This window comes from Paenarthrobacter nicotinovorans, from assembly GCF_007670255.1.
Lineage (GTDB): Bacteria > Actinomycetota > Actinomycetes > Actinomycetales > Micrococcaceae > Arthrobacter > Arthrobacter nicotinovorans_B.
Genome location: NZ_SZVS01000006.1, coordinates 275,970 through 301,964 on the forward strand (window position 1 = coordinate 275,970; position 25,995 = coordinate 301,964).

The 25,995-nt window shown below is 64.0% G+C and carries 22 protein-coding genes; 16 read left to right on the forward strand and 6 right to left on the reverse strand.

Going from position 1 to position 25,995, the window contains the following annotated elements; translation table 11 throughout:
- Positions 1-2 precede the first annotated feature (2 nt).
- Positions 3-344, forward strand: a complete 342-nt coding sequence (locus tag FDP28_RS11840; protein ID WP_144661626.1) for a DUF2516 family protein — start codon at positions 3-5, stop codon at positions 342-344.
- A 23-nt stretch (positions 345-367) separates the two neighbouring features.
- Here the strand turns inward: FDP28_RS11840 and FDP28_RS11845 are convergent, their stop codons facing one another.
- Positions 368-1,201 (reverse strand): class I SAM-dependent methyltransferase, encoded by an 834-nt coding sequence (locus tag FDP28_RS11845; protein ID WP_186313603.1) that lies wholly within the window; start codon positions 1,199-1,201, stop codon positions 368-370.
- Between the two features lie 148 nt (positions 1,202-1,349).
- Here FDP28_RS11845 and FDP28_RS11850 point away from each other — a divergent pair, with 148 nt between their 5' ends.
- Positions 1,350-2,096, forward strand: coding sequence for a phosphoglyceromutase (locus FDP28_RS11850; protein WP_144661627.1), 747 nt, complete (start codon positions 1,350-1,352; stop codon positions 2,094-2,096).
- A gap of 72 nt (positions 2,097-2,168) precedes the next feature.
- On the opposite strand, the gene phoU is transcribed toward FDP28_RS11850, so the two are convergent.
- The gene (gene phoU, locus FDP28_RS11855) at positions 2,169-2,822 is read right to left on the reverse strand and encodes a phosphate signaling complex protein PhoU (protein ID WP_144661628.1); all 654 of its coding nucleotides are present in this window, start codon (positions 2,820-2,822) and stop codon (positions 2,169-2,171) included.
- A gap of 197 nt (positions 2,823-3,019) precedes the next feature.
- Here phoU and FDP28_RS11860 point away from each other — a divergent pair, with 197 nt between their 5' ends.
- Together FDP28_RS11860 and FDP28_RS11865 are read left to right on the forward strand one after the other, a co-directional pair.
- A complete protein-coding gene (locus tag FDP28_RS11860) occupies positions 3,020-4,303 on the forward strand; it encodes a sensor histidine kinase (protein ID WP_186313610.1) in 1,284 nt (427 codons plus the stop codon).
- Positions 4,300-4,980, forward strand: coding sequence for a response regulator transcription factor (locus FDP28_RS11865; protein WP_020608526.1), 681 nt, complete (start codon positions 4,300-4,302; stop codon positions 4,978-4,980). The genes FDP28_RS11860 and FDP28_RS11865 overlap by 4 nt, the downstream gene beginning before the upstream one ends.
- Positions 4,981-5,076: 96 nt before the next feature.
- Here FDP28_RS11865 and FDP28_RS11870 read toward each other — a convergent pair whose 3' ends face one another.
- A complete protein-coding gene (locus tag FDP28_RS11870) occupies positions 5,077-5,649 on the reverse strand; it encodes a hypothetical protein (RefSeq protein ID WP_144661660.1) in 573 nt (190 codons plus the stop codon).
- 291 nt (positions 5,650-5,940) lie between these two features.
- Here FDP28_RS11870 and FDP28_RS11875 point away from each other — a divergent pair, with 291 nt between their 5' ends.
- The 6 genes from FDP28_RS11875 (at position 5,941) to rlmB (ending at position 10,780) form a co-directional block, all read left to right on the forward strand.
- Complete coding sequence (locus FDP28_RS11875) at positions 5,941-6,423, forward strand: CarD family transcriptional regulator (protein WP_009357288.1); 483 nt, start codon at positions 5,941-5,943, stop codon at positions 6,421-6,423.
- Between the two features lie 120 nt (positions 6,424-6,543).
- Entirely contained in the window at positions 6,544-7,326 is a 783-nt protein-coding gene (ispD, locus tag FDP28_RS11880; protein WP_186313604.1) for a 2-C-methyl-D-erythritol 4-phosphate cytidylyltransferase, read from the forward strand.
- Positions 7,326-7,868 carry a 2-C-methyl-D-erythritol 2,4-cyclodiphosphate synthase gene (ispF, locus tag FDP28_RS11885; RefSeq protein WP_186313605.1) on the forward strand — a complete coding sequence of 181 codons (543 nt, stop codon included), beginning with the start codon at positions 7,326-7,328 and terminating at the stop codon, positions 7,866-7,868. Before ispD ends, ispF begins: the two co-directional genes overlap by 1 nt.
- Positions 7,861-8,217, forward strand: coding sequence for a hypothetical protein (locus FDP28_RS11890; RefSeq protein WP_144661629.1), 357 nt, complete (start codon positions 7,861-7,863; stop codon positions 8,215-8,217). Before ispF ends, FDP28_RS11890 begins: the two co-directional genes overlap by 8 nt.
- 35 nt (positions 8,218-8,252) lie before the next feature.
- Positions 8,253-9,713, forward strand: a complete 1,461-nt coding sequence (cysS, locus tag FDP28_RS11895; protein WP_144661630.1) for a cysteine--tRNA ligase — start codon at positions 8,253-8,255, stop codon at positions 9,711-9,713.
- Between the two features lie 80 nt (positions 9,714-9,793).
- Positions 9,794-10,780, forward strand: a complete 987-nt coding sequence (gene rlmB, locus FDP28_RS11900; protein WP_144661631.1) for a 23S rRNA (guanosine(2251)-2'-O)-methyltransferase RlmB — start codon at positions 9,794-9,796, stop codon at positions 10,778-10,780.
- A gap of 306 nt (positions 10,781-11,086) precedes the next feature.
- On the opposite strand, the gene FDP28_RS11910 is transcribed toward rlmB, so the two are convergent.
- Entirely contained in the window at positions 11,087-11,896 is an 810-nt protein-coding gene (locus FDP28_RS11910) for a carbon-nitrogen hydrolase family protein (RefSeq protein ID WP_144661632.1), read from the reverse strand.
- A gap of 118 nt (positions 11,897-12,014) precedes the next feature.
- Between FDP28_RS11910 and glgX the strand changes: the two genes are divergently transcribed.
- The 3 genes from glgX to FDP28_RS11925 are packed head-to-tail and all read left to right on the forward strand — an operon-like array spanning position 12,015 to position 15,034.
- Positions 12,015-14,129, forward strand: coding sequence for a glycogen debranching protein GlgX (gene glgX / locus FDP28_RS11915; protein WP_144661633.1), 2,115 nt, complete (start codon positions 12,015-12,017; stop codon positions 14,127-14,129).
- A 25-nt stretch (positions 14,130-14,154) separates the two neighbouring features.
- Complete coding sequence (locus tag FDP28_RS11920; RefSeq protein WP_144661634.1) at positions 14,155-14,652, forward strand: guanyl-specific ribonuclease; 498 nt, start codon at positions 14,155-14,157, stop codon at positions 14,650-14,652.
- A 22-nt stretch (positions 14,653-14,674) separates the two neighbouring features.
- On the forward strand, positions 14,675-15,034 hold the full coding sequence (locus tag FDP28_RS11925; protein WP_144661635.1) for a barstar family protein: 360 nt from the start codon (positions 14,675-14,677) through the stop codon (positions 15,032-15,034).
- A gap of 67 nt (positions 15,035-15,101) precedes the next feature.
- Here the strand turns inward: FDP28_RS11925 and glgP are convergent, their stop codons facing one another.
- Positions 15,102-17,726, reverse strand: coding sequence for an alpha-glucan family phosphorylase (glgP, locus tag FDP28_RS11930; RefSeq protein WP_186313606.1), 2,625 nt, complete (start codon positions 17,724-17,726; stop codon positions 15,102-15,104).
- A 125-nt stretch (positions 17,727-17,851) separates the two neighbouring features.
- On the opposite strand from glgP, the gene FDP28_RS11935 reads away from it, so the two are divergent.
- From FDP28_RS11935 to FDP28_RS11945, 3 genes are read left to right on the forward strand one after another with little or no spacing between them, the layout of a single operon-like run.
- Entirely contained in the window at positions 17,852-19,936 is a 2,085-nt protein-coding gene (locus tag FDP28_RS11935) for an alpha-1,4-glucan--maltose-1-phosphate maltosyltransferase (protein WP_186313611.1), read from the forward strand.
- A complete protein-coding gene (treS, locus tag FDP28_RS11940; RefSeq protein WP_144661638.1) occupies positions 19,936-21,732 on the forward strand; it encodes a maltose alpha-D-glucosyltransferase in 1,797 nt (598 codons plus the stop codon). Before FDP28_RS11935 ends, treS begins: the two co-directional genes overlap by 1 nt.
- Before the next feature lies 1 nt (position 21,733).
- Positions 21,734-25,396, forward strand: coding sequence for a 1,4-alpha-glucan branching enzyme (locus tag FDP28_RS11945; protein WP_144661639.1), 3,663 nt, complete (start codon positions 21,734-21,736; stop codon positions 25,394-25,396).
- Positions 25,397-25,739: 343 nt separating this feature from the next.
- Here FDP28_RS11945 and FDP28_RS20670 read toward each other — a convergent pair.
- Positions 25,740-25,995 (reverse strand): hypothetical protein (locus FDP28_RS20670; protein ID WP_222120636.1); only part of this gene is annotated, 256 nt, incomplete at its 5' end.

Sequence of the window (25,995 nt, forward strand, 5' to 3'; positions counted from 1 at the left end):
GCGTGGACGGAAAAATCTTGATCGCGTACGTCAGCACCGGCGTTTACCTCATCCTGGGGCTGGTGGCCCTGGCCTTGGAACTGTGGGCGTTCGCTGATTGCCTGCGGCACCGGCCCACCTTGTTCGTGGCTGCTTCCAAGAGGACCAAGACCTTCTGGCTGGCGCTGACGGGTGTGTCCTTGGCCATCGGGGCGTTGACGTTGCTGACAGGCGGCAGCAGCCTTGGCCTCTTCGGGATCGCCGCCGTCACCGCGGCTTGCGTCTACCTCGCCGATGTCCGCCCGGCAGTCCGTGAGGCGGGCAGTGGCGGTAACCGCAACGTCGGCCCCTACGGTCCCTGGTAGAGCAGACCCCGGGTAAGCCGGCGTCAGTTCGGCGCCACCGCATCCCACGCCACCGTCAGTTCACCCAAACGCCACCGCGAGGGTCCATCCTGAAGCGGCCATCCGGCGTCGCGCAGTGAACGGCACATCCCTGTCCAGCGCTGCCGGTTTCCGAACGACGCCAAAGGCGCCGCGTCCAGCCAGGCCTTGTCCATGGCCTGCAGGAACGCGTGGATCGGCTCTCCCGGCACGTTCCGGTGGATGAGCGCCTTGGGTAGCCGCTCGGCAACCTCGGACGGAAGGTCGAAACTGCCGAAGCGGACGGAGAAGCTCAGGCTCAAGGGCCGCTCCCGGTCCAGTGCCACCCACGTGACGCGGCGGCCGATCTCGTCGCACGTGCCGTCGATGAACAGCCCATTCGGTGCCAGCCGGGACTGCACCAGGGACCAGATCGCGGGTACGTCCGACTCCTCGTACTGCCGCAGCACGTTGAATGCCCGGACCAGCACCGGATTGCCTGGCACCGGAACTTCGAAGCCGCCCACGTGGAAGCTCAGCCCGGGCCGCTCCAGTGCCTTTGCGGTCCGCACGCGCTCAGGCTCGATCTCGATCCCGTACACCTGCACGTCCGTCCGGACGGCCTGCAGCCGTTCAAAAAGCTCGACGGCGGTGGTCGGCGAGGCGCCATAGCCCAGGTCCACTACAAGGGGCTCGACGGCGGTGCGCAGCCGCCATGCCTGCGGTCCGGCGAGCCAGCGGTCCAGTCGCCGCATCCGGTTGGGGTTGGTGGTGCCGCGGGTAATATTGCCAATTGGTTTGCCTGCCGCGTTGCCGCCCCTGCCGCGGGGAGAGCCCACCCGTTCCGCCTTTTGCACCACGGCCCCACTTTATCGTGCAACGCGGGGTCACTTATGGCCCCTTCCGCGGCGTTGGATGGGCCATAAGTGACCCCGCGTTGCTGTTGGTCCCGGCGGGAACCCCGTAACGCCGGGCAGGGCAGGGGGCCGCTCGGCTAGGATGAAAACCATGACTTACAAGCTGATTCTGCTGCGCCATGGCCACAGCGAATGGAACGCCAAGAACCTGTTCACCGGTTGGGTGGACGTTGACCTGAACGACCAAGGCCGCAAAGAAGCAGTGCGCGGCGGGGAGCTCCTGGTGGAGAACAACATCCTCCCGGACATCCTCTACACCTCCCTCCTGAAGCGCGCCATCAACACGGCCAACATGGCCCTGGACAAGGCTGACCGCGGCTGGATCCCGGTCAAGCGCGACTGGCGCCTCAACGAACGCCACTACGGCGCCTTGCAGGGCAAGGACAAGGCCCAGACCCTTGCCGAGTTCGGCGAAGAGCAGTTCATGGAATGGCGCCGCAGCTACGACACCCCGCCGCCGCCCCTGTCCGATGACAGCGAGTTCTCCCAGGCACATGACGTCCGTTACAAGGACCTCGGCGACGCCCTGCCGCGCACCGAGTGCCTCAAGGACGTGCTGGTCCGTCTCCTTCCGTACTGGGAATCGGACATCAAGGAAGACCTCAAGGCCGGCAAGACCGTTTTGGTCACGGCCCACGGCAACTCCCTGCGCGCGCTGGTCAAGCACCTGGACGGCATCAGCGACGACGCCATCGCCGGCCTGAACATCCCCACGGGCATCCCGCTGGTGTACGAACTCGATGAAGACTTCCAGCCCGTCACCCCCGGCGGAACCTACCTGGATCCCGACGCCGCGGCCGAGGCCATCCTCGCGGTAGCGAACCAGGGCAAGAAATAGGCAAACGACGGCGGCCGGTCACCTTCCCGGCGAAGGTGACCGGCCGCCGTCGTATGCTCTGCAGTTTGAGCGCTAGAAGCCCTCGGGCTGCCATTCGCCGGTCACCAGGTAGGTGACCTTGCGGGCGACGGAGACGCCGTGGTCGGCGAAGCGCTCGAAGTAGCGGCTGGCCAGTGCGACATCCACGGTGGTGGCTGCTGACTCGCTCCAGTCCGGCGAAGCGATTGCCTTGAACACGCTGAGGTGGAGGTCGTCCACGGCGATGTTGATCTTGAGGATGTCGCGGGCCACTTCGAGGTCGCGGGTTTCGAGAAGTTCGATAACCTTCGCGACGATCTCGATGTCATGCTGCGCCATGGCCTTGAAGGTCTGGGTCAGCGAAGCCGGGATCACTGTGGCGGGGTAGCGGAGGCGTGCCAGCTGGGCCACGTGCCGGGCGAGGTCACCCATGCGTTCGAGCGAAGCACTCATGCGGAGCGAGCCGACAATCATGCGAAGGTCGCTGGCTACGGGACCCTGGAGGGCCAGAATGTCGATGGCGCGCTCGTCCAGGCTGTTCTGGAGGAAGTCGATCCGGGCATCTGCCGCGATGACATCCTGTGCAAGATCCACGTCGGCGCCTTCGAAGGACGTTGTGGCCTTCGTTATTGCTTCGTGAACGAGCTTGGAGATCTCGATGAGGTCGTCACCTACCTGGGTGAGCTCCTCCTGAAAAACCTTGCGCACTAAGGCGTCCTTTCCTTGGAAATCCTGTCCCGGGACGGGGACGGACTTCAAAACCATTGGCAGTCCAACCAGTAACTGTGTCAGGGCCCCATGAACTGTTTGGCACCTTTAGATGAACGTTAGTTGAACCGTGGACGTTTGGCGCCTGATCAATGCTTCGGCCTGATTCCACAGCATAAGCTGGAGACGTGGATCCGTTGCTTATAGGTGTCATTGCAGGCCTGGTTGGCCTGTCGCTGGGCGTCTTTGGCATGCTCGCTTTCAGGATCAGCGAACGTCAGCGCAGCATCGTGGATCTGGATGTCACCGAGCCACTGCTCCCTGAAGGTGCAGCGGAAGTCCTTGCCGTCGTCGGCCGTGCGTTCGTCGTGGTGGACGCTATCGATGGCGTCGTCCGCGCCAGCCCTGCCGCGTACGCCTATGGCCTGGTCCGGGGACACACGGTGGTCCACAAACAGCTCCTGGACATGACCGCGAAGGTCCGCCGTGACGGCGTGATCCTGGAGGAACAGTACGAACTCCCGCGCGGACCGCTGGGCAAAGGCACCATTGTGGTCCAGGTCCGGGCGGCCATGCTCGGCTGGGAATATATCGTTCTGCTGGCCGATGACCGCACTGAGATCACCCGCACCGAGGAGATCCGGAACGACTTCGTGGCCAACGTGTCCCACGAACTCAAGACCCCCGTTGGTGCGATCTCCCTCCTCGCCGAGGCACTGGAGGCATCGCCCGATGACGAAGAGGCCGTGCGCCGCTTCGCCAAGCGGATGCACAAGGAATCCGGCCGGCTGGCCGCGTTGGTCCAGGACATTATTGAACTCTCCCGCCTCCAGGGCGCCAACGTCGCGCAGCAAGGCAACAAGGTGGACATCAACACGGTGATCACCGAAGCCGTGGACCGTTCGCAGCTCCCGGCCGAGAGCAAGAACATCCAGATCGTGGTGGGCGGCCACTCCGATTCCCTGGTGTTCGGCGACCGCGACCTCCTGGTCACTGCCTTGCGGAACCTGATCGACAACGCCATCCGCTATTCGCCGGAGAACACCCGCGTGGGCGTCGGTGTCCGGACGCGCGAAGGCGTCGTAGCCATTTCGGTCACCGACCAGGGCGAAGGCTTGACGCCCGAGGACCAGGAGCGGGTGTTCGAACGCTTCTACCGCGTTGACGCTGCACGCTCCAGGCACACAGGCGGCACCGGCCTTGGACTCAGCATCGTCAAGCACGTGGTCTCCAACCACGGCGGCGAAGTGACCGTTTGGTCCCAGCCCGGCCAGGGCTCCACCTTCACCATCCGCTTGCCGGAGATGGAAGAGCAAGACGACGACGCCGGCCTTCCGCCTTCCGTAGCCACCGCGGCAGTCGCCGTTGGGTCCGCAGGTGGCCCGGCCGCCGTCGACCGTGAACCCGCTACCCAGCAACCCCAGCACGTGAATCAGCAAGGGGGCGCCAGCGGCGCCCGAGAACAAGGAGCCAGCGCTTGAGCCGGATTTTGATAGTTGAGGACGAAGAGTCCTTCAGCGACCCCCTGTCCTATCTATTGGGCAAAGAGGGATTCGACGTCGAGGTGGTGGACAACGGCAGCGACGCCTTGGTGGAGTTCGACCGGAATGGCGCAGACCTCGTCCTCCTGGACCTGCAGTTGCCGGGAACGCCCGGTACGGAGGTGTGCCGCCAGTTGCGCCAGCGTTCCAGTGTCCCGGTGATCATGCTGACCGCCAAGGATTCGGAGATCGACAAGGTGGTTGGACTGGAGCTTGGGGCGGACGATTACGTCACCAAGCCCTACTCGTCCCGTGAATTGGTGGCCCGCGTCCGGGCGGTCCTGCGCCGGCAGGGCGAGCCCGAGGAGCTCATCACCTCCACGGTTCAGGCGGGCCCGGTGCGCATGGACATCGAGCGCCACGTGGTGAGCGTCAACGGCGAGCAAGTTTCCTTGCCCTTGAAGGAATTTGAGCTGCTGGAGATGTTGCTGCGCAACTCGGGCCGTGTCCTGACGCGTGGGCAGCTCATCGACCGTGTGTGGGGTTCGGATTACGTGGGCGACACCAAGACCTTGGATGTGCACGTGAAGCGGCTGCGCAGCAAGATCGAGCCGGATCCGTCCGCGCCGCGTTACCTGGTGACGGTGCGCGGCCTGGGCTACAAGTTCGAGCCCTAACCCCCGGAACCGGGCAACCCCCGGAACCACAGGGCAAAAAGGAAGGGCCCCGCCGCGGCGGGACCCTTCCTTTTGTCTGTTCGCTGGCTCCGGGCCTTAGTGGCCGGCTGCGGAACTCGTGGAGGTCTCAGATGGGGTTGCCGAGCTGGTGGCGGTACCAGTTGCGCCCGGAGTTGCCGAGCCGCTGGGGGTTGCCGACGGGCTGGGCAGGTACTTGGCGTACTCCGGGAGAGTGCCGTTGACTACCGGGACGTTGATCGTTGCGGAGTCGGATCCGCTGCGGATGGTCACGGGGGTCAGGCCACCGGGGATCACGCCCGCAGTGCTGAGGATCGCGGCGTCAGCAGTGTCGTTGAGGTAGGTTTCCGACATTGCCTTGACCGGAATTTCGGTCTGGGCGCCGTTTGCTCCGCTGAGCGTCAGCGTGGCGTCGGAGTTGGACTGGTTGAACACGGCACCGATGACGCGGCCGGGTTCCTTTTCGCCGGAAGCGACGATGAGGATGTTCCGCAGCTGCAGCTTTCCGAGGTCGGCCTTGACCCCGTCCGAAGCCGAGTACTGGTGCGAAGTCTGCTGGGCGTTCACGAAGCCGCAGCCGGTTACGGACAGAAGACCGACGCCGATTGCAGCGGCCGCAATTGCCAGCTTGCCGCGCTGGACAGTGTTCATCGCAGAAATGCGCACGACACCTACTCCTAGAGTCATTGGAAACTTTTTCAGCCATAGCCTATCGGCAAACGGCCCAAAACAAGGATTCGTGAGGGGTTTGTGGCGGAGTAGACGGAGAAGCGCCGCTCGTTGGGATACCTGCCAGATGCATCTTTCAGCCAATACGTCAAGAGCTTGGACGAACCCTTTTGGGGCCTCTTTCCCAGTATTGGCGCGGGAGAGGAGGCTGTTCGATGCCAGTCGTATGCCTTAATCGTGATAGACTAGTCTGCGGGAAAGGGGAAAGTCCACATGGTTTTTGAGGTCGGCGAGACAGTAGTTTACCCTCACCACGGTGCAGCAAAAATTGAGGAAATCAAGATGCGCACCATCAAGGGCGAAGAGAAGATGTATCTCAAGCTCAAGGTGGCTCAGGGTGATCTGACCATTGAAGTTCCAGCAGAGAATGTTGACCTTGTTGGGGTCCGGGACGTAGTGGGCAAGGACGGTTTGGAGCACGTTTTCGATGTTCTCCGCGCCGAGTTCACTGAAGAGCCCACCAACTGGTCACGTCGTTACAAGGCAAACCTGGAGAAGCTTGCTTCAGGCGATGTCATCAAGGTGGCAGAGGTCGTCCGCGATCTTTGGCGTCGTGATCACGATCGCGGCCTTTCCGCAGGTGAGAAGCGCATGCTGGCCAAGGCTCGGCAGATTCTGATTTCAGAACTGGCCCTGGCTGAGAAGACAGACGAAGAGAAGGCTGCAAGCGTTCTTGACGAGGTCTTGGCTTCCTAAGAATTGATGCCCGGTGGTGCGAAAGCGCCGCCGGGTTTCTTTTTGCCCTCAGAGGCTGCTGCACGGCGGAAATACCCGGAATGTGGGTATTTCATGCATATCTTGCATACCCTTGTGCCCATGACTCATCCTTCCAAGCGCGCCGTTACGGCCGTGATTGTGGTCGCCGCCGGTTCCGGTGAGCGACTCGGCTACGGCATGCCCAAAGCCCAGGTTCCGTTGGGCGGCGAAACCATCCTGATGCACGCCCTGCGCGGAGTCGTCGCCTCGGACGTCGCCCGCCAGATCTGCGTTGCTGTGCCCAAGGGTGACACTGTGTTGCGCGCTTCGATCGCGGACTTCACGGTGGACTTGGTGGACGGTGGTCCTGAAGTGACAGTCGTCGACGGCGGATCCTCCCGCGCGGATTCCGTCCGCGCCGCTTTGGCTGCTTTGGAAGACGGTACCGAGTTCGTCCTCGTCCATGACGCTGCCCGGGCCTTGGCCCCTGAACGGGTCTTCCAGCGCGTTGCCGATGCATTGTCGTCCGGTGCCAAGGCCGTGATTCCCGCGATGCCGGTGGTTGACACCATCAAGACCGTCGCGGAAACGGATCCTTCGGATACTTCGATTGCACCGGAAGTAGTCACGGGCACAGCTCCCCGGGAACAGCTCCGGGCCGTCCAAACGCCGCAAGGTTTCGAGCTCGCCACCCTGCAACGGGCGCACCAGGCCGCCGAACTCTTCGATGACAAGCAGGCTGCCACAGTAACCGACGACGCCATGCTGGTGGAACTCCTCGGTGTCCCGGTCCACGCTGTCCGGGGGGCGAGCCAGTCCCTGAAGATCACCACGCCATTGGACCTCATCATCGCCGAGGGGCTCCTCGAAGGTCCGCTGGGAATGCGTTGGGTGGAGGGCTGATGGCGCCGGAGCACATGATCTTGCCGCGGACCGGCATCGGGATCGACGTCCACGCTTTCGCTCCCGAAGACGACCCCCAGCCGCTGTGGTTGGGCGGCCTGCTGTGGGAAGGCGAACAGGGACTGTCAGGGCATTCCGACGGCGACTGCGTTGCGCACGCTGCCGCTGATGCCCTCTTCTCTGCGTGCGGCATCGGTGATCTTGGCACACACTTCGGCACGGACCGGCCCGAGTACGCAGGCGCTTCCGGCGTGACGCTCCTGTCGGAAGCGGCCCGGATCGTTCGAGCGGCAGGTTTCGAGATCGGAAACGTGGCGGTCCAGTTCGTGGCCAACCGTCCCAAGTTCGGGCCACGGCGGGAAGAGTCGCAGAAAGTCCTCAGCGAAGCGGCCGGGGCCCCGGTCAGCGTCACTGCCACCACCAGCGACGGCCTGGGGTTCACAGGCCGTGGCGAAGGTATTTCGGCCGTCGCCACTGCCCTGGTCTACGCGGTTGGTGCTTCCTCCCACCCGGGTCCGGCGAAAGGTGCGCCCCATGCGTAAGCCACGTGCCGGCGTCGTGCGTTCGGCAGTGGTGCTGCCGGCAGCATTGGCCACCGCCCTCCTGCTGGGAGGGTGCGCAGGGACGCCCAAAATGGATGTGAAGGCCAGCTGCGATTTCCTGAACAACGACGCCTTCAAGCCGGACGGCAACCAACAGCAGCAGTCGAAGCAGCTTGCTGAGCACTATCACGAGATCGCGGACAAGGTAGCGCCGGAAATCGGCGATCCCATCAAGGAGATGGCCGCGATCATGGACAAGGCCGCTGCGTCGTCTCTGGGTGCGGCCACGCAGGAGCAGCAGGAAAAGCTCAAGGTTCAGTTCAACAAGATCGGCGAATACTGCAAGTAGGCAGGTCACGCCGCGTCATCGGCTAATCTGGAGCGGTGACCCTGCGCTTTTATGACACCGCCTCCGCCGAAGTCCGCGACTTCGTTCCCCTCGAAGACGGCAAGGCCAGCGTGTACTACTGCGGGGCGACTGTCCAGGGAATGCCCCACGTGGGCCACGTCCGGTCAGCGATCGCCTTCGACCAGCTGACCCGCTGGCTTGAATTCCGCGGGCTGCGCGTGACTGTCGTACGCAACGTCACGGACATCGACGACAAAATCCTGGCGAAGTCCGCGCAGTCGTTCGGGCCCGAGTGGGACACCGAACCGATGGCCCGCCAGGCGGAGGAGTGGTGGGCCCTGGCCTACCGCTACGAGCAGGAATTCGAGAAGGCCTACGAGTCCCTTGGCGTGCAGCGTCCCACGTACGAACCCCGCGCGACCGGGCACATCCCCGAAATGCATGCGTTGATCCAACGCCTCATGGACCGCGGCCACGCCTACGCCGCTCCTGACGGTTCCGGCGATGTCTACTTCGACGTACGCTCGTGGAGCAAGTACGGCTCGCTGACGCGGCAGAACATCGATGACATGCAAGGCGCAACGGACGTCGAAGCCCAATTCGTCAGCAGGAAGCGCGACCCCCGCGACTTCGCGCTGTGGAAGGGTTTCAAAGACGGCGAGCCCGTCACCGCCAAATGGGACTCTCCCTGGGGTGCGGGCCGACCCGGTTGGCACCTCGAGTGCTCAGCCATGGTCACCAAATACCTGGGAAAGCGCTTCGACATCCACGGTGGGGGACTGGACCTGCGCTTCCCGCACCACGAGAACGAGATGGCCCAGTCGCAGGCCGCCGGCGATGAGTTCGCCAATTTTTGGATGCACAACGGCATGGTCACGTACGAGGGCGAGAAGATGTCCAAGTCCATCGGCAACACCGTGAGCCCGGCGGAGATGCTGGAACTCGCCTCGCCCCGCGTGGTCCGCTACTACCTTGGCCAGGCCCACTACCGTTCCGTGCTGGATTACCGGCCCACCTCGCTGCAGGAGGCCGCGGCGGCCGTCGAACGTATTGACGGATTCATCTCGAAAGCGTCCGCCAAAGTACCCGGTCGCCCGGACGTGGCACCGCAAGCCAACATGCCCGCAGCCTTCAGCGCCGCCATGGATGACGACCTCAACGTTCCCCAGGCGCTCGGTGTGCTGCACGAAACCGTCCGGGCAGGAAACACTGCGCTGGCCGCGGGTGACCTGGAAGCCGCCAAGGCAGCCCTGTACAGCGTGCTCTCCATGACCGAGGTGCTCGGTTTGGACGCAGTGAAGCAGCCCGAAGCCGAGCAAGGCCGTGAGCACTCTGCGCTGAAGGTCCTCGTCGAAGCGCAGCTGGAGGCCCGCGCCGCAGCCAGGGCCGGCAAGGACTGGGCCGCGTCCGACGCCATCCGCGACACGCTCGCCGCTGCCGGCGTCGTCGTCGAAGATGGTGCGGACGGCGCCACCTGGAGCCTCAAGCGCGACTGACAAAGCGGCACTGCGGCCGAATTGCATTGGGTCAGTAGACTTGATTCCAGACTTACTCACAAAATCAAGGATGGAACCCCATGGCCAACAACGGTAACCGGTCGGTCAAGAAGAAGAAGGGCCCCTCCGCTGGTACCGGAGGTCACGGCCGCAAGGCTCTCGAAGGCAAGGGTCCCACTCCCAAGGCGGAAGACCGCGTCTACCACAAGGCGTACAAGAACAAGCAGCTCGCCGAGCGTTCGGCCGCCAAGCGCGGAGCCGCACGTCCCAGCGGCGGCGGCGCCCGCTCGGGTCCGAAGGGCCGCGCCACCGAGGAACTGGTCACTGGCCGCAACTCCGTGGTGGAAGCCCTGCGCGCGGGTATCCCGGCCAAGGCGCTGCACGTTGCCATCCGCATCGAAATGGATGACCGCGTCAAGGAATCCCTCAAGCTCGCAGCCGAGCGCGGTATCCCGCTGCTGGAGACCGGCAAGCCCGAGCTGGACCGGATGACCGAGGACGCCGTCCACCAGGGACTCGTTCTGCAGATCCCGCCGTACGAGTACGAAGACGCCTACGAGCTCGCGGAGCAAACCGTGGAGAAGTGGAAGAAGGGGCACATCTCCAACGCCCCGATCTTCGTGGCACTGGACGGCATTACCGATCCGCGCAACCTCGGCGCCATCATCCGTTCCGTGTCCGCTTTCAGTGGTCACGGCGTGATCGTGCCCGAGCGTCGTTCGGTGGGCGTTACGGCGTCCGCCTGGAAGACCAGCGCCGGTGCCGCTGTCCGCGTACCGGTGGCCCGCGCGTCGAACCTCAACAACGCGCTCAAGCAGTTCAAGAACATGGGCATCTACGTCCTTGGCCTGGATGGCGATGGCGACGTATCACTGCCCGACCTGACGGTTGCCACCGAGCCGGTCTGCATCGTGGTTGGTTCCGAGGGCAAGGGCCTGAGCCGTTTGGTTCGCGAAAACTGCGACCAGATCGTCTCCATCCCGATCGACTCGGCCATGGAATCGCTCAACGCCTCCATGGCCGTTGGGATCTCGCTGTACGAGGTCTCCCGGCAGCGCTCCGCGTAGTAAGCGGTGCTTAAGGGCGGTGGTCGCTGACGCGGCCGCCGCCTTTTGCATACCCATCGCTCGCTCACGTTCCGCGGGTTTGGGGGCGTCGCTCTCTCACGTTCCCCGGGTTTGGGTGCATCGCTCTCTCACGTTCCGCGGGTTTGGTGGCGTCGCTCTCTCACGTCCCGCGTGATTCGGTCGCGAAGACACGACGGCGGTAGCTGCCTCACGCTCATTGCCCGGGGGATGTGCGCGAGCGTCGGCGGGAGGCCGGGGGGGATGTGCGCGAGCGTTGGCGGGAAGCTTGGGGGATGTGAGAGAGGGTCAGAAGTTGCGGCGGTTGGCCAGGACCGGGAGCTTCTGACGGGCATCGTCCACCACGGAGGCGTCGAGGTCTGCGAAGATCAGCCCGGGCTCGCCTTCGAGGGCTTCCAGGACCTGCCCGAAGGGAGACACGACGGCGGAGTACCCGACTCCCGTGGGTGCCGTGCCTTTGGCTTCGACGCCCTGGGTGGCGGGGTCGCCCTGGCCGCACGCGAGGACGAACGTGGTGGTGTCCACAGCCCGCGCCCGGGCCAGGAGTTGCCATTGATCGGCCTTCCCCGGACCGGCTCCCCATGATGCCGACACAATGTTCACCACAGCACCTCGTTCCGCATTGGCGGTGAAGAGGGCCGGGAACCGGATGTCGTAGCAGGTGGCCAATCCGAAGGTGAGGCCACCGGCGTCGAACGTTACTGGTTCTGTACCGGCCTCAACTGTGTCCGACTCCGCAAAGCCAAAGGCGTCGAAAAGATGGACCTTGTCGTAGCTGGCTTCCACGCCGGGGCCGGTGGCCAGAAGGGTGTTGCGTACACGGGGTGCTCCGGTCTCCGTAGCAGCGCCAGGTGTGAACATGCCCGCGACGATGACCAGTTGCAGTTCCTCCGCGATGGCGCGAACCTTGGCCGCCCACGGCCCATCCAGGGGCTCAGCGATGTCCAGCAACGAGTTTCCGAACGCGCGCATCATGGCTTCGGGAAAGACCACCAGCTCGGCGCCACCGTCCTTGGCGCGCCTCGCATACTCCTCCAGGAGCCGCAGGTTTTCGGCCAGGTCGCGGCCGGAGATGACTTGGGCGAGTGCCACGCGCACGATAGAACCTCCAATTCTCTGCCTCCCAGTATGCCAAGTTATGAAATCAGCAGGCAGTTCGTCGTCATATGGGCCCCCAAGGCCGCACATACCGGGCGTGGAACTAAACTTGCCTTCAATGGTTATGCCTATCTTTGACACAGAAGCCGCCGTCGATGCCTCACGGCCACGACCCCTCGGACTGAGCGCACCCCAGCCCGCTCTTCCTCATGCGGAGAGGGCGCAAAACCATGAAGTGAACGTGGCCGTTTTCGCGCCGGACCTGGAACAGGTGGAGATCGTGTTCCAGGCGCCGGGCGAATCATGGCGTGCCCAGATCCTTCCCAACACGGAAAACGACGTGCATTTCGGGCTGGTCGGCGGATTGCCTCCGGGAACGCGCTACGGCTTCCGGGCCGCGCCGTCCGAGGGCGGGCTTCCGATGCCGGTCCCGGCGCTGGACCTCGACGACGACGACCGGCAGCCGCTGCTGCTGGACCCCTACGGGCGGGCCGTGGACCAACGTGGCGAGTTCCTGACAAGCGTCCACGTGGACACTGGATTCGATTGGGGCAACGACCAGCCGCCGCGTACCCCGATGCGGACGTCCGTCATTTACGAGGCCCACGTCCGGGGCCAGACAATGCTCCACCCGGAGATTCCCGAGCACCTGCGCGGCACCTACGCCGGCATGGCGCATCCTGTGATGATCCAACACCTCACCGAGCTCGGCATCACTGCGGTGCAGCTGCTTCCCATCCACTTCCACCTGGATGAATCGCACCTCCAGGACCTCGGCATGACCAACTACTGGGGCTACAACACCGCCGCCTTCTTCGCTCCGCACGCCGACTACGCCACGGAAGCTGCACGCAATGCAGGTCCCCATGCCGTGCAGGACGAACTCAAGGGCATGGTGAAGCTCCTGCATGCGGCCGGGATCGAAGTCATCCTCGACGTCGTCTACAACCACACCGCAGAAGCCGGCCCCGACGGACCGGTCCTGAGCTTCCGCGGTTTGGGGGAGAAACGCTACTACCGCCATGATGCCCATGGCCGCTACTTGGACACCACGGGGTGCGGCAACACCCTGGATTTCAGCGAACCCGTGGTGGTGGACCTTGCGCTCGATTCCCTCCGCTACTGGGTCAACGAGTTCCATGTGGATGGTTTCCGCTTCGACCTCGCGGTGACTTTGTGCCGCGACGCCGGAAACACCTTCGATCCCGGCCACCCCTTCCTGCAGGCCATTGCGGAGGACCCGGTTTTGTCGGAGGTCAAGCTGATTTCCGAGCCGTGGGACGTGGGCTACGGCGGCTGGCAGACGGGCCGCTTCCCGCAGGGTTGGTCTGATTGGAACGACCACTTCCGGGACGGTGTCCGCAGCTTTTGGCTTTCGGACCGTGCCGCCATGGAATCCGGTGGCCAGGGCGGTTCGGTGGCGTCGTTGGCCGAGCTGATGGCGGGGTCCGCAAACCTCTTCGGTTCCTCGGGCCGCACGCGCTTGGCGTCGGTGAACTTCATTACGGCCCACGACGGCTTCACCCTCAAGGACCTGGTCAGCTACGACCGCAAGCACAATGAGGCCAACGGCGAGCAAAACCGCGATGGCCACGGAGACAACCGCAGCTACAACCATGGGGTGGAAGGCCGTAGTGAGAACGAGGCCATCGTTGCGGCGCGGGCCTTGTCGATCCGGAACCTGATGGCCACGTTGCTGATCTCCATCGGTGTTCCCATGATCACGGCCGGTGACGAACTGGGCCGCACCCAGCAGGGCAACAACAACGCCTACTGCCAGGACAACCCCACGGCCTGGCTGGACTGGAGCCGGACCCAGGAAGCCAACGCCATGTTCCGGACCACCCGGGAGCTGGTCAGGCTGCGCCGCTGGTTCCTCCGCCACCAGCCGGAGAGTTTCCCCGGCCAAGCCAACAGCTCCAGCCTTCAGTGGTTCGATGACAAGGGTCAGCGGATGACGCCGGCACGCTGGAACGATCCCGGTGTTCGTGCCGTCCAGCTGCTGATGGGCCATGAGGACAGCGAGATCCGCGGGCTGATTGTGGTTAACGGCAACAACCACGACGTGAAGATGGTGCTTCCGGAGATCCTGAGTGAGTCGGGCATCGGCAAGCGCATGTTCGAACTCCGCTTCACCACCTCGGTGCTGCACGACCGTCGGAAGGGCGCGTTGGTGGCCAGCGGCGAGCGGGATATCCTGCAAGCCAACACCATCAACATCTACCGCACCTAGGTACCAAGCACAGGGAGTTCTCCGCATGAACCGCAGCCGCAGCAAACTGGTGGCTTTCGCGGGACTGGTGATCGCCGTCGTCGTGCTGGTGGTTGCCATGGTGGGCGGAGGCGCGCTGACGGCGCCGTCACCGGCGCCAAGCGTCCAAACCACGACGCCGACACTTGGCCCTGTGCCCACGTCAACGGCCGCTGTGCCTGGCAAGACCACGGCCCCGCCGGCTGTGGAGAACCCCTCCGGCCTGCCCTCCATCAACGCCTCGCAGCTGCCGAAGGAGGCCCGCCAAACTCTGGCATTGATCGCCAAAGGGGGCCCTTATCCTTACGACCGTGACGGCGTGAACTTCGGCAATTTCGAGGGCCTGCTGCCCAAGAAGCCGGGGGGTTTCTACAAGGAGTACACCGTGCCCACCCCGGGGGAATCGGATCGCGGAGCGCGGCGGATCATCGTGGGTAAGGACGCCGCGAAGTACTACACGCCGGACCATTACGAGTCGTTCGCGTTCATCGTCGAGGACAAGTAGCCGAGGACACATAGAGGAGCCCATGAAGATCTACTCAGCAGACACCTGGACCGTGGAGGAACTTCAGGAGCAGGTTTCCGACGCAGGCCGCAGGACAGTCCTGGTGCCACCGGCAACCACCAAGCAGGCAGTCCTGGAGGTCTTTGGCCAGGTCCTGGACTTCCCCGAGTACTACGGCGTGAACCTGGATGCCCTGAACGATTCCCTCCACGACTACGCAGATGCCCTGTCAGAGGACGCCGGCAGCCCCGTCACCATGATCTGGCAGGTCCCCGCCGCGTACCGCACGGACCGTTCCTTCGGCGTCGTGTGCGAAATCCTGCAGGACGCGGAGCGCTACGCAGGCCGTGACCTGGCGATCATCGCAGTTTTCGAGCACTAAAACGTCGGTGGCCCGCTTTTCCGTTGTTGGGCAACAACGGAAAAGCGGGCCACCGACGTGATTGGGACTAGGCGTTCGCGATCAACCCAAGTTCAGCCTTGGACGCCAACGCCGAGTGCTTCGGGAAGACCCGGACGGTGTAGCCGAAGGAGCCTGAGCGGTTGATGACCAGCGAGCCGTTGAACAGGTGCCGCCCGTTTCCGAGGTCCTCCACCGGGTCCAGCTCCGCCACGACGATGTCTTCGAGTTCGTCGGATTCCTCCGCACGGCCGAATGCCACTTCCACGGAGACGTCGTCGGGCGTCAGGTTGTTCAGCGCGACGTAGGCGTTGACCTGCAGGCTGTCGCCCACTTGGGGTTCCTCGGAGACGCCGACCGAGTCAACGTGTTCCACCACAACCTGGGGCCACGCCTCGCGAACCTTTGAGGTCCAGGCTGCGAGTTCCTTGGCCTCCTTGAAAGACTCGGCAACGGCCCTGCGACCTGACACCGCGGCCGGGCAGTAGAGGTTGTTGACGTAGTCGTGGAGCATCCGTTCGGCCGAAACGGCGGGGCCGAGGTGGGCGAGCGTGTGCTTGATCATGGAGACCCAGTGGGTCGGCACGGTCTCGTGGCTGGACTCGGACGGTCCTGCGGCTCCGGCGCCCTGGGCCACGGTGGTGCCGTAGAAGCGCGGTGCCACTTGGGTTTCAAGCAGCTCGTAGAGCGCCGCGGCCTCGATGTCGTCCCGTTCGTCAGCGGACGCGCCGTTGTTGGCCGTCGGGATGGCCCAGCCGTTCTCGCCGTCGTACATCTCATCCCACCAGCCGTCCAGGACGGAGAGGTTGAGCGAGCCGTTGATCGCGGCCTTCATGCCGGACGTGCCGCAGGCTTCCAGGGGACGCAGCGGGTTGTTGAGCCATACGTCGCAGCCCGGGAACAGGGTCCGTGCCATGGCGATGTCGTAGTTCGGCAGGAACACGATCCTGTGGCGGACGTCGGGGTCGTCGGTGAAACGGACCAGGTCCTGGATCATCTTCTTGCCGGCGTCATCTGCCGGGTGCGACTTACCGGCGATGACCAGCTGGATGGGGTGCTTGGGATCGAGCAGCAAGGCCTTCAGCCGTGCGGGGTCGCGCAGCATGAGGGTAAGCCGCTTGTACGTTGGCACGCGGCGGGCAAAGCCGATGGTGAGCACATCCGGGTCCAGGACGGAGTCGGTCCAACCCAGCTCGGCATCGGCGGCTCCGCGTTTCTTCCAGGAAGCCCGGAGCCGGCGTCGGACGTCCTCGATGAGCTGTGTGCGGAGCTCACGGCGGAGGCCCCACACGTCCTCGTCGCTGACGTTGTAGGCCAGGTCCCAGCGTCCCAACGCCTCGGCTTCAGCCCCGAACTGGTGACGTGCCAGGGAGGAAATCCGCGGGTCCACCCAAGTGGGCACATGGACGCCGTTGGTGACGGAGGTAATCGGAATTTCGGAATGGTCGAACCCTGGCCACAGGCCGGAGAACATTTCGCGGGACACCACACCGTGCAGCTTGGCCACGCCGTTGGCACGCTGCGCCAGGCGCAGGCCCATCACGGCCATGTTGAAGACCGAGGGGTTGCCGCCGTCGTAGTTTTCGCGGCCGAGCTCCAGGATCCGTTCCGTGGGCACGGCCGGCGCCAGTCCGGCGTCGAAGAAGTGCTTGATCTGCAGCGCCTCGAAACGGTCGATGCCGGCAGGTACGGGCGTGTGCGTGGTGAACACGGTGGACGCACGGCCGGCAGCGAGGGCTTCTTCCCAGCTGAGGGGGTGCTCGGGGTCGGACATGGCTTCCTGGATGCGTTCAATCCCCAGGAATCCGGCGTGTCCCTCGTTGGTGTGGAAGACCTCGGGCGCAGGGGTCCCGGTCAGTTCCTGGTAGACGCGCAGGGCCTTGACGCCGCCCATGCCCAGGAGCAGTTCCTGCTGCAGGCGGTGGTCGCCGCCGCCGCCGTAGAGCCGGTCGGTGATGCCGCGCGCGGCTTCGTCGTTCGAGGGGACGTTGGAGTCCAGCAGCAGCAGCGGAACGCGTCCGACGTCGGCACGCCACACGTGCGCGTGCAGCTCGCGGCCGTTGGGCAGCGGCAGTGAAATGTGGACCGGCTTGCCCTGGCCGCCGTCCTTGGCCGGGTGGCGGAGCAGGGTCAGCGGGAGGCCGTCGGGATCCAGGACGGGGTAGGTTTCCTGCTGCCAGGCGTCGCGGGACAGCGACTGCTTGAAGTAGCCGGCCTGGTAGAGGAGCCCGACGCCGATCAGCGGCACGCCGAGGTCCGAAGCTGCCTTGAGGTGGTCGCCGGCGAGGATGCCCAGGCCGCCCGAGTACTGCGGGAGAACTTCCGTGATGCCGAACTCGGGGGAGAAGTAGGCAATGCACGCCGGAGCGTCCTGGCCGAGGCCCTGGTACCAGCGCGGTTCGCTGAGGTAGCGGTCAAGGTCCGCTGCTGCTGCCTGCACACGCTCCACTACTTCGCCGTTGTTGGCCAGTTCCTGCAGCTGTTCACGGCTGATGGATCCGAGAAGGGCTATGGGGTCGTGCTGGGCGGCCTCCCACAGGCCGGGGTTGATGCTCGCAAAGAGTTCCCGGGTTGGCCGGTGCCAGGACCAGCGCAAGTTCGTCGCCAATCGGGCCAGCGGCCGGATGGGCTCGGGGAGGACGGTACGGACTGTAAACCTTCGAATTGCCTTCACGAGCGCCACAATAACTGACTCACATGGCAGTCGGAACAGCATCGGGTTTCTTTTAGGTAAATGTCATCTTGCGTCGAATAGAAACCTCGTTTGCTTAGCATTCTGTGATTTTTGTCGCTAACGTCATGGTTGTGACGAAAACTGCGCGAACCACCACCGTTCTGAAATCCAAGACGACAACGGACATCACCGACGGACTTCGCTTCGGCCGGTTTCCCATCACGGCCGTGCAGCCTGTGGTGGAGGGTGGCCGTTTCCCGGCGAAGGCCTTGCCTGGAGAGGACCTCGTGGTTGGCGCCACGGTCTTCCGGGAAGGGCACGACCAGCTGGGCGTCTCCGCCGTCCTGCTTGACCCCAGGGGCAAGGAGCGCCAGCGTGTGCGGCTGGCCCCTGCCCAGGGCGAGCAGTGGAAGGGCCTTGACCGCTGGGAGGGTCTGATCACCCCCAGCGGCACAGGTGCGTGGTCGTTCGTCATTGAGGCCTGGCACGACCGCTACGGCACGTGGCACCACAACGCCGAAGTGAAGGTCGCCGCCGGCATCGACGTTGAGTTGATGCTCGCCGAAGGTGCGGCCCTTCTGTCGGGAGCAGCCGACGACGCCGGACGCACCGGTGCTGAAAAGCGCACCTTGCGTGCCGCTTCCGTCGCGCTCGCCGACACCACCAAATCTGCCGAGGAGCGCCTTGGCGCCGGTTTCAGCCCCGAGGTGCTTGCCGCCGTCGAGCGTTTGCCGATCCGTGAACTGGTGACCGTCTCTGAACAGTTCCCGCTGCAGGTGGAACGGGACCTGGCCGGCCGCGGCTCCTGGTACGAATTCTTTCCGCGCTCCGAAGGCGCCGTGCTGGACCACTCGACGGGTGTGTGGACCTCCGGCAACTTCCGCACGGCGGCCAGGCGGCTCGACGCCGTTGCGGAGATGGGCTTCGACGTCATCTACCTGCCGCCCATCCACCCGATCGGCTTCCAGCACCGCAAGGGCCGCAACAACACCTTGACGCCGGGGCCCCAGGATCCGGGTTCGCCGTGGGCCATCGGTTCCAAGGATGGCGGCCACGATGCCATCCACCCTGAGCTGGGAACGTTCGAGGATTTTGACGCTTTTGTGGCAAGGGCCAACGAGCTCGGCCTCGAAGTGGCCCTGGACCTGGCCTTGCAGGCAGCCCCGGACCACCCCTGGGTCACGTCCAACCCCGAATGGTTCACCACGCGCGTGGATGGTTCGATCGCCTACGCCGAAAACCCTCCGAAGAAGTACCAGGACATCTACCCCCTGAACTTCGACAACGATCCCGTGGGCCTGTCCAAGGAGATCCTGCGCATCGTGCAGTTGTGGATCAGCCACGGCGTCAAGGTCTTCCGTGTGGACAACCCGCACACCAAGCCCGTGTGGTTCTGGGAATGGTTGATCGGGAAGATCAACAAGAAGAACCCCGAGGTGGTGTTCCTGGCGGAGGCATTCACACGCCCGCCCATGATGCACGCCTTGGGCCGGGCCGGATTCCAGCAGTCCTACACGTACTTCACCTGGCGGAACACCAAGGCCGAGCTGGAAGAGTACTTCTACGAGGTCAGCCATGTGAGCCCGGCGTATTTCCGCCCGAACTTCTTCGTCAACACCCCGGACATCCTCACCGAGTACCTGCAGTACGGCGGCCCGGCGGCCTTCAAGATCCGTGCAGTCCTCGCCGCGACAGCCAGCCCGCTATGGGGTGTCTATGCAGGCTACGAGCTGTACGAGCACGTGGCACGGCCCGGCGCCGAGGAGTACATCGACAACGAGAAGTACGAGTACAAGGCCCGGGACTGGGAAGGCGCGGCCGAATCCGGACGTACGCTGGCCCCGTACATCACCCGGCTCAACACCATCCGCAAGGACCACCTGGCGTTGGGCGACCTGCAGAACCTGACCATCCACCGCAGCACGGATGACGCCACGATCGTCTACTCGAAGCACAAGACCTTGCCCGATGGCACCAAGGACACCTTGATCATCGTGGTCAACGTGGATCCCCACAGTACCCGCGAAAGCACTGTGTCGCTGGACCTCGCGGCCCTTGCGCTGGACCCGGCAGACCTCAACGAAAACGGACAGTTCCGCGTCGATGACCTCATCAGCGGACAGAGCTGGTGGTGGGGGGAACACAACTACGTCCGCCTGGATGCCCACGTTGAGCCGGCACACGTCCTGAGCATCAGGAGGCAGCCTTAGTGAGTTTTTCCCCGCAGAACCCCACCCAGTACTTCACTCCGAAGAACACCTTCGAGTTGAATGCCCCCGGTCTCCAGCATGATCCGCTCTGGTACCGCAAGGCAGTCTTCTATGAAGTCTTGGTGCGGGCTTTTGCGGACGCCAACGGGGATGGTTCCGGCGATTTCCAAGGATTGATCGACAAACTGGATTACCTCCAGTGGCTGGGCGTCGATTGTCTCTGGCTGCCGCCGTTCTTCCATTCCCCGTTGCGCGACGGCGGCTACGACATTGCCGACTACACCTCCGTCCTGGATGAATTCGGTACCATCAGCGACTTCAAGCGGCTGGTGGCCGAAGCCCACGCCCGTGGCGTACGGGTCATCATCGACCTTCCTTTGAATCACACTTCAGACCAGCACCCCTGGTTCCAGGAATCCCGGAAGGATCCCACGGGACCCTACGGGGATTTCTACGTGTGGAGTGACACGGACGAAAAATACCAGGACGCCCGCATCATCTTCGTCGACACCGAAGAGTCCAACTGGACGTTCGATCCCATCCGGCGGCAATTCTTCTGGCACCGGTTCTTCAGCCACCAGCCGGACCTGAACTTCGAGAATCCCAAAGTCATCGAGGCGCTGTACGACGTCATCCGCTTTTGGCTGGACCAAGGCATCGACGGTTTCCGCGCTGACGCCATTCCCTACCTTTTCGAGGAGGAAGGGACCAACTGCGAGAACCTTCCGGCGACCCACACGTTCCTCCAGGACCTCCGCCGCATGGTGGACGAGAACTATCCGGGCAGGGTCATCATCGCGGAGGCCAACCAGCCGCCGCACGAAGTGGTGGAATACTTCGGCACCGACGAAGCCCCCGAGTGCCATATGGCCTTCCACTTCCCGATCATGCCCAGGCTGTACTACGCCCTGCGGGACCAAAAGGCTGCGCCCATCATTGAGACGTTGCGTGATACCCCCGAGATTCCGCGGGGCGCGCAATGGGGAACGTTCCTGCGGAACCACGACGAACTGACACTCGAGATGGTTCCCGCGGAGGAACGCGCGGCGATGCTTGGCTGGTATGCCCCGGACCCGCGCATGAGGGCGAACATCGGAATCCGCCGCCGTCTGGCTCCGCTCCTGGACAACTCCCGGGCAGAGATCGAACTCATCAACGCCCTGCTGTTGTCCCTGCCCGGCAGTCCCTTCCTCTACTACGGGGACGAGATCGGCATGGGCGACAACATCTGGCTCGATGACCGCGACGCCGTCCGCACGCCCATGCAGTGGAACCCCGACCGCAACGCGGGCTTCTCCTCTGCGGACCCGGGCAAGCTGTACCTGCCGGTGATCCAGTCGCTGGTTTACAACTACAGCATGGCCAATGTCGAGGCCGAAGCCGCTCATTCCGGTTCGCTGCTGCGATGGACCCGGCAGATCCTCAGTGTCCGCAAAAACCATCCCGTGTTCGGCCTGGGCGGGTTCCGCCACATCGAAGCCGATCATGAGGTGGTGCTGGCCTACGTCCGCGAGCTGCCGGCGGGAAACCCGGAAGGCGCGGACGCGGAAACCATTCTGTGCGTCTTCAACCTTTCCCAGCACCCGGTGGCGGCAACGCTGGATATTCCCGAGTTCGCGGGCCGCGGCCTGCGCGATATTTTCGGCGGCCAGCCTTTCCCGGCCGTTGGTGACAACGGTCATCTGACCGTGATGCTGGGCAGCCACAGCTTTTACTGGCTGCGGGTCCGCTCGGCATTTTCCAATCCCTCGTCGCCTTTTACCCAGGCGATTCCAGTGGTGACCTCCAAAGGATGAGATGAACAAGGAAAACTTGAACCCCTCCGTTGAAGGACTTCTCCGGGCATGGCTTCCCGGCAAACGTTGGTTCCCGGTCAAGAGCCCCGACTTTGCGTTGGAGCAAGTGGGCAGCTTCCGGCTTCCAGGCGGCGGCGACGCCGAACTGGAGGTCTTGCTGCTGGCCGTCACCCACAGGACGGCCGACGGCGGCCCGCGGACCGACGTCGTGCAGGTACCGCTGAGCTTCCACAGCCAGCCGCTGGTTGACGCGCCGACGGCCCTCCTGGGCGAGATCACGGATCCTGGCCTTCGCCTGGTGTACGACGCCGTCTACGATCCCGGATTTATTTCGGCCTGGCTGCAACTGATGCGCAGCGAAGGAGCTGTGGCTTCGGTCCAGGGCCACCTCACCCATGGTCGCGTTCCGCTCCCGGGAACTCCGGTATCGGTGCGGGTCCTGTCCGGTGAGCAGTCCAACACGTCCGTCATTATCGACGACGGCGAGTCGGCCGCGATCGTGAAAATCTTCCGCGTCCTCTCGGCAGGCAAGAACCCGGAAGTGGAGCTGGGCGCCGCCCTGACAGCCGCGGACACCCGCGAGGTTCCCGCGACGTTGGGGTGGATCACGGGCTCGTGGCATGGGCCGGCGTCGAAAGCCACTGCCGGGGAGTCCGGTGCGGAGTCATCCGGCGAGCTGACGGTTGCGCACGAATTCCTGATCGGTGGCCTGGACGCTTGGCGTCTGGCTGTTGACGCGGCAGCGGCCGGCAACGATTTCACGGACGAAGCCCGTGGGCTGGGAAAGGCCACGGCCACGGTCCACGCCAGGCTGGCGGAGACCTTTGGCACCCACGATGGCCAGGAGCAGGGCTCCGACATCATCGCAACCCTTGCCCGGCGTGTCCGGCAGTCGTGGGCTGAGGCGTCAACCGCCGTCGGGCCTTATGACGCAAGTCTTGAAGAGCTGCTGTCGGCGCTCGATCCACAGTCCGTGGGCCAATTGCAGCGCATCCATGGCGACCTCCACCTGGGCCAGATCCTGCAGGTTCCCGGCGCAACGGGGGAGCCGGGCCGCTGGGCCATCCTGGACTTCGAGGGGGAGCCGCTCCGGACCATTGATGAGCGCAACAACCCCGACCTTCCCTTGCGGGACGTCACCGGCATGTTGCGCTCGTTCGACTACGCAGCCGGGGCAGCCATCCGGGAAAACCCCGAGGCGAAGGTGCCGGAAAACTGGGTGGATGACTGCGCCGCAGCCTTCATCGAGGGGTACAGCGACGTCACCCCTGGAACCATTGACCGCCAGTCGCCGCTCTTTGTGGCATTGTGGCTGGACAAGGCCTTATACGAGGTGGTGTACGAGCTGCGTAACCGGCCCGACTGGTTGTCGATACCGGTCAACGCATCGCGACAAATCCTCGACAACACAAGCCGCGGCAAGCATGCGGCAGCAACAGCGGAAGGTAATGACATGACTGGCTCAGCACGTACCGAACGGCCCCGAGTTCCCCTGCACGTGGACTCCGAGACCTTGGAACGCGTGGCGGCCGGCGCTTACCACGCGCCGCACTCGGTCCTCGGCGCCCATCTCGATGACCACGGCCATGTAACCATCAGGACGGTGAAGCACCTGGCCAAGACCGTCACGGTAGTCACCGAAGCCGGCCGCACCCCCATGGAGCACGAATCACACGGTGTGTGGGCAGCGGTCCTCGAACCGCTTCAGGCCGGGCATGTGCCGGACTACCGTTTGGAAGTGGTGTACGACGCCGAACCCGTCACCATCGATGACCCGTACCACTACCTGCCTACCGTGGGCGAGGTGGACCTGCACCTGATCGGGGAGGGCCGCCATGAACGGCTCTGGGATGTCCTGGGGGCGCACGTCCAGCATTACCGCTCTTCGCTGAGCGCCGTGGACGGTGTTTCCTTCGCCGTCTGGGCTCCGAACGCCCAGGCTGTCCGCGTCAAGGGCGACTTCAACGGCTGGGATGGTCGTTCGCACGGCATGCGCTCCCTTGGCTCCTCCGGGGTGTGGGAGATCTTCATCCCAGGCGTTGTAGCAGGGGCGTGCTACAAATACGAGATCCTCACCAAATCCGGCCATTGGATCGAGAAAGCCGACCCGCTGGCATTCGGGACCGAGGTGCCTCCGCTGACGGCATCGCGCGTAGTAGACCCCAGCTACCGCTTCAAGGACGCGGAGTGGATGGCGGCCCGCGCCAAGAAGGATCCGCACAACTCGCCCATGAGCGTCTATGAAGTCCACCTGGGCTCCTGGCGACTGGGCCTTGGCTACAAGGAACTCGCCAAGGAACTCGTGGAGTACGTGAAGTGGCTCGGCTTCACCCACGTTGAGTTCATGCCCGTTGCCGAACACCCCTTCGGCGGGTCCTGGGGTTACCAGGTGACGTCCTACTTTGCTCCGACGTCACGCTTCGGCCACCCGGATGAGTTCCGGTTCCTGGTGGACTCGCTCCACCAGGCAGGCATCGGCGTCCTGCTCGACTGGGTTCCTGCACACTTCCCCAAAGACTCGTGGGCACTGGCACAGTTCGACGGCCAGCCGCTCTACGAGCATTCAGACCCCGCACTGGGAGAACACCCTGACTGGGGAACCCTGATCTTCGACTTTGGACGCAGCGAGGTCCGGAACTTCCTGGTGGCCAATGCGCTGTACTGGCTCGAGGAGTTCCACGTCGACGGCCTGCGGGTGGACGCGGTGGCCTCCATGATCTACCTCGACTACTCCCGCGAGGAAGGCCAGTGGCGCCCGAACAAATTCGGCGGGCGGGAAAACCTGGAAGCGATCTCCTTCATGCAGGAAGTCAACGCCACGGTCTACAAAACCCACCCGGGCGCAATCGTCATCGCCGAGGAGTCCACGGCATTCCCCGGTGTTACGGCACCTACCAATCACGGCGGACTGGGCTTCGGCTTGAAGTGGAACATGGGCTGGATGCATGACTCCCTCAAGTACATTTCCGAGGACCCCATCAACCGCAAGTGGCACCACGGCACCGTCACCTTCTCCCTGGTGTATGCGTTCACTGAGAACTTCCTCCTGCCCATCAGCCACGACGAGGTTGTCCACGGCAAGGGTTCCATGCTGCGCAAGATGCCGGGCGACCGCTGGCAGCAGCTGGCCAACCTGCGTGCCTTCTTCGCCTACCAGTGGTCGCACCCGGGCAAGCAGCTCATCTTCATGGGCAGCGAGTTCGGCCAGGAAGCCGAGTGGTCCGAGCAGCACGGACTCGACTGGTTCCTGGCGGACATCCCCTCGCACCGCGGCCTGCAGCTCCTGCTCAAGGACCTCAACGAGGTGTATTCAGCCACGCCTGCCCTCTACGAGAAGGACAACGAGGCCAGTGGTTTCCAGTGGATCAACGGCGGAGACGCCGACCACAACGTCCTCACCTTCATCCGCCGGGGCAACAACGGCAAGCCCCTCGTGTGTGCGGTGAACTTCTCCGGCGGTCCGCACCACGACTACATCCTGGGTGTTCCTTCAGCAGGGGAGTGGACGGAAGTGCTGAACACGGATGCCGAATCCTATGGAGGTTCCGGGGTAATCAACTCCGGCACTTTGAAGGCCACGACGCCGGGAACCGACGGACAACCGGCCGCACTGTCTGTCACCCTCCCGCCGCTTGGAGCCGCGTGGTTCACCCCGGCTGAGTAGCCGGCGCTCGCTCACGTCCCCCGGGGTTGGTGCGATCGCTCGCTCACGTTCCCCGGGGTTGGTGCGGACGCTCGCTCACGTAATGACCGCTTTTACGCGACGCTCCTTCACTGCGGTGAAGGAGCGTTGCTGGTTAAGCCCCAGTAAAGCGTTCGACGGCGGACCCCGGCTGCGGCGTTTGGGTTCCGAACCGAGAAACACACCGCAGGTGGCCGCCGGGATCCATCCCGCCGAACCGGGGCTTTGCCAACCCGGCAGAGTGTGTGTATAGTTAATACCCGCGCTGCTCCCCAGTGGAGGGCGGTGATGCTGACAGGAACCCGCAAGGAAAATCAAGTCCAGCTCACCGATTTGACCCGGAGGCAGACAGCGTGTAAGTTTGAAAAGTTGCTTCGGAGCGATCCAGTGGCCCTGTGGGGTTGGTGGTGGTGCCGTTAGTGTCTGTTGTTTGAGAACTCAATAGTGTGCCAAGTTTGTTGATACCGATTGTTTTTTGATTGGTTGAAATTTTGCTGGACTGTCGCGCACCCCCGTGTGTGGTGGTCTGGTTTTCAGCTGGTTTCGAATTTTGTGCAGCTGCGTCCGTCGTTATTTCCGGT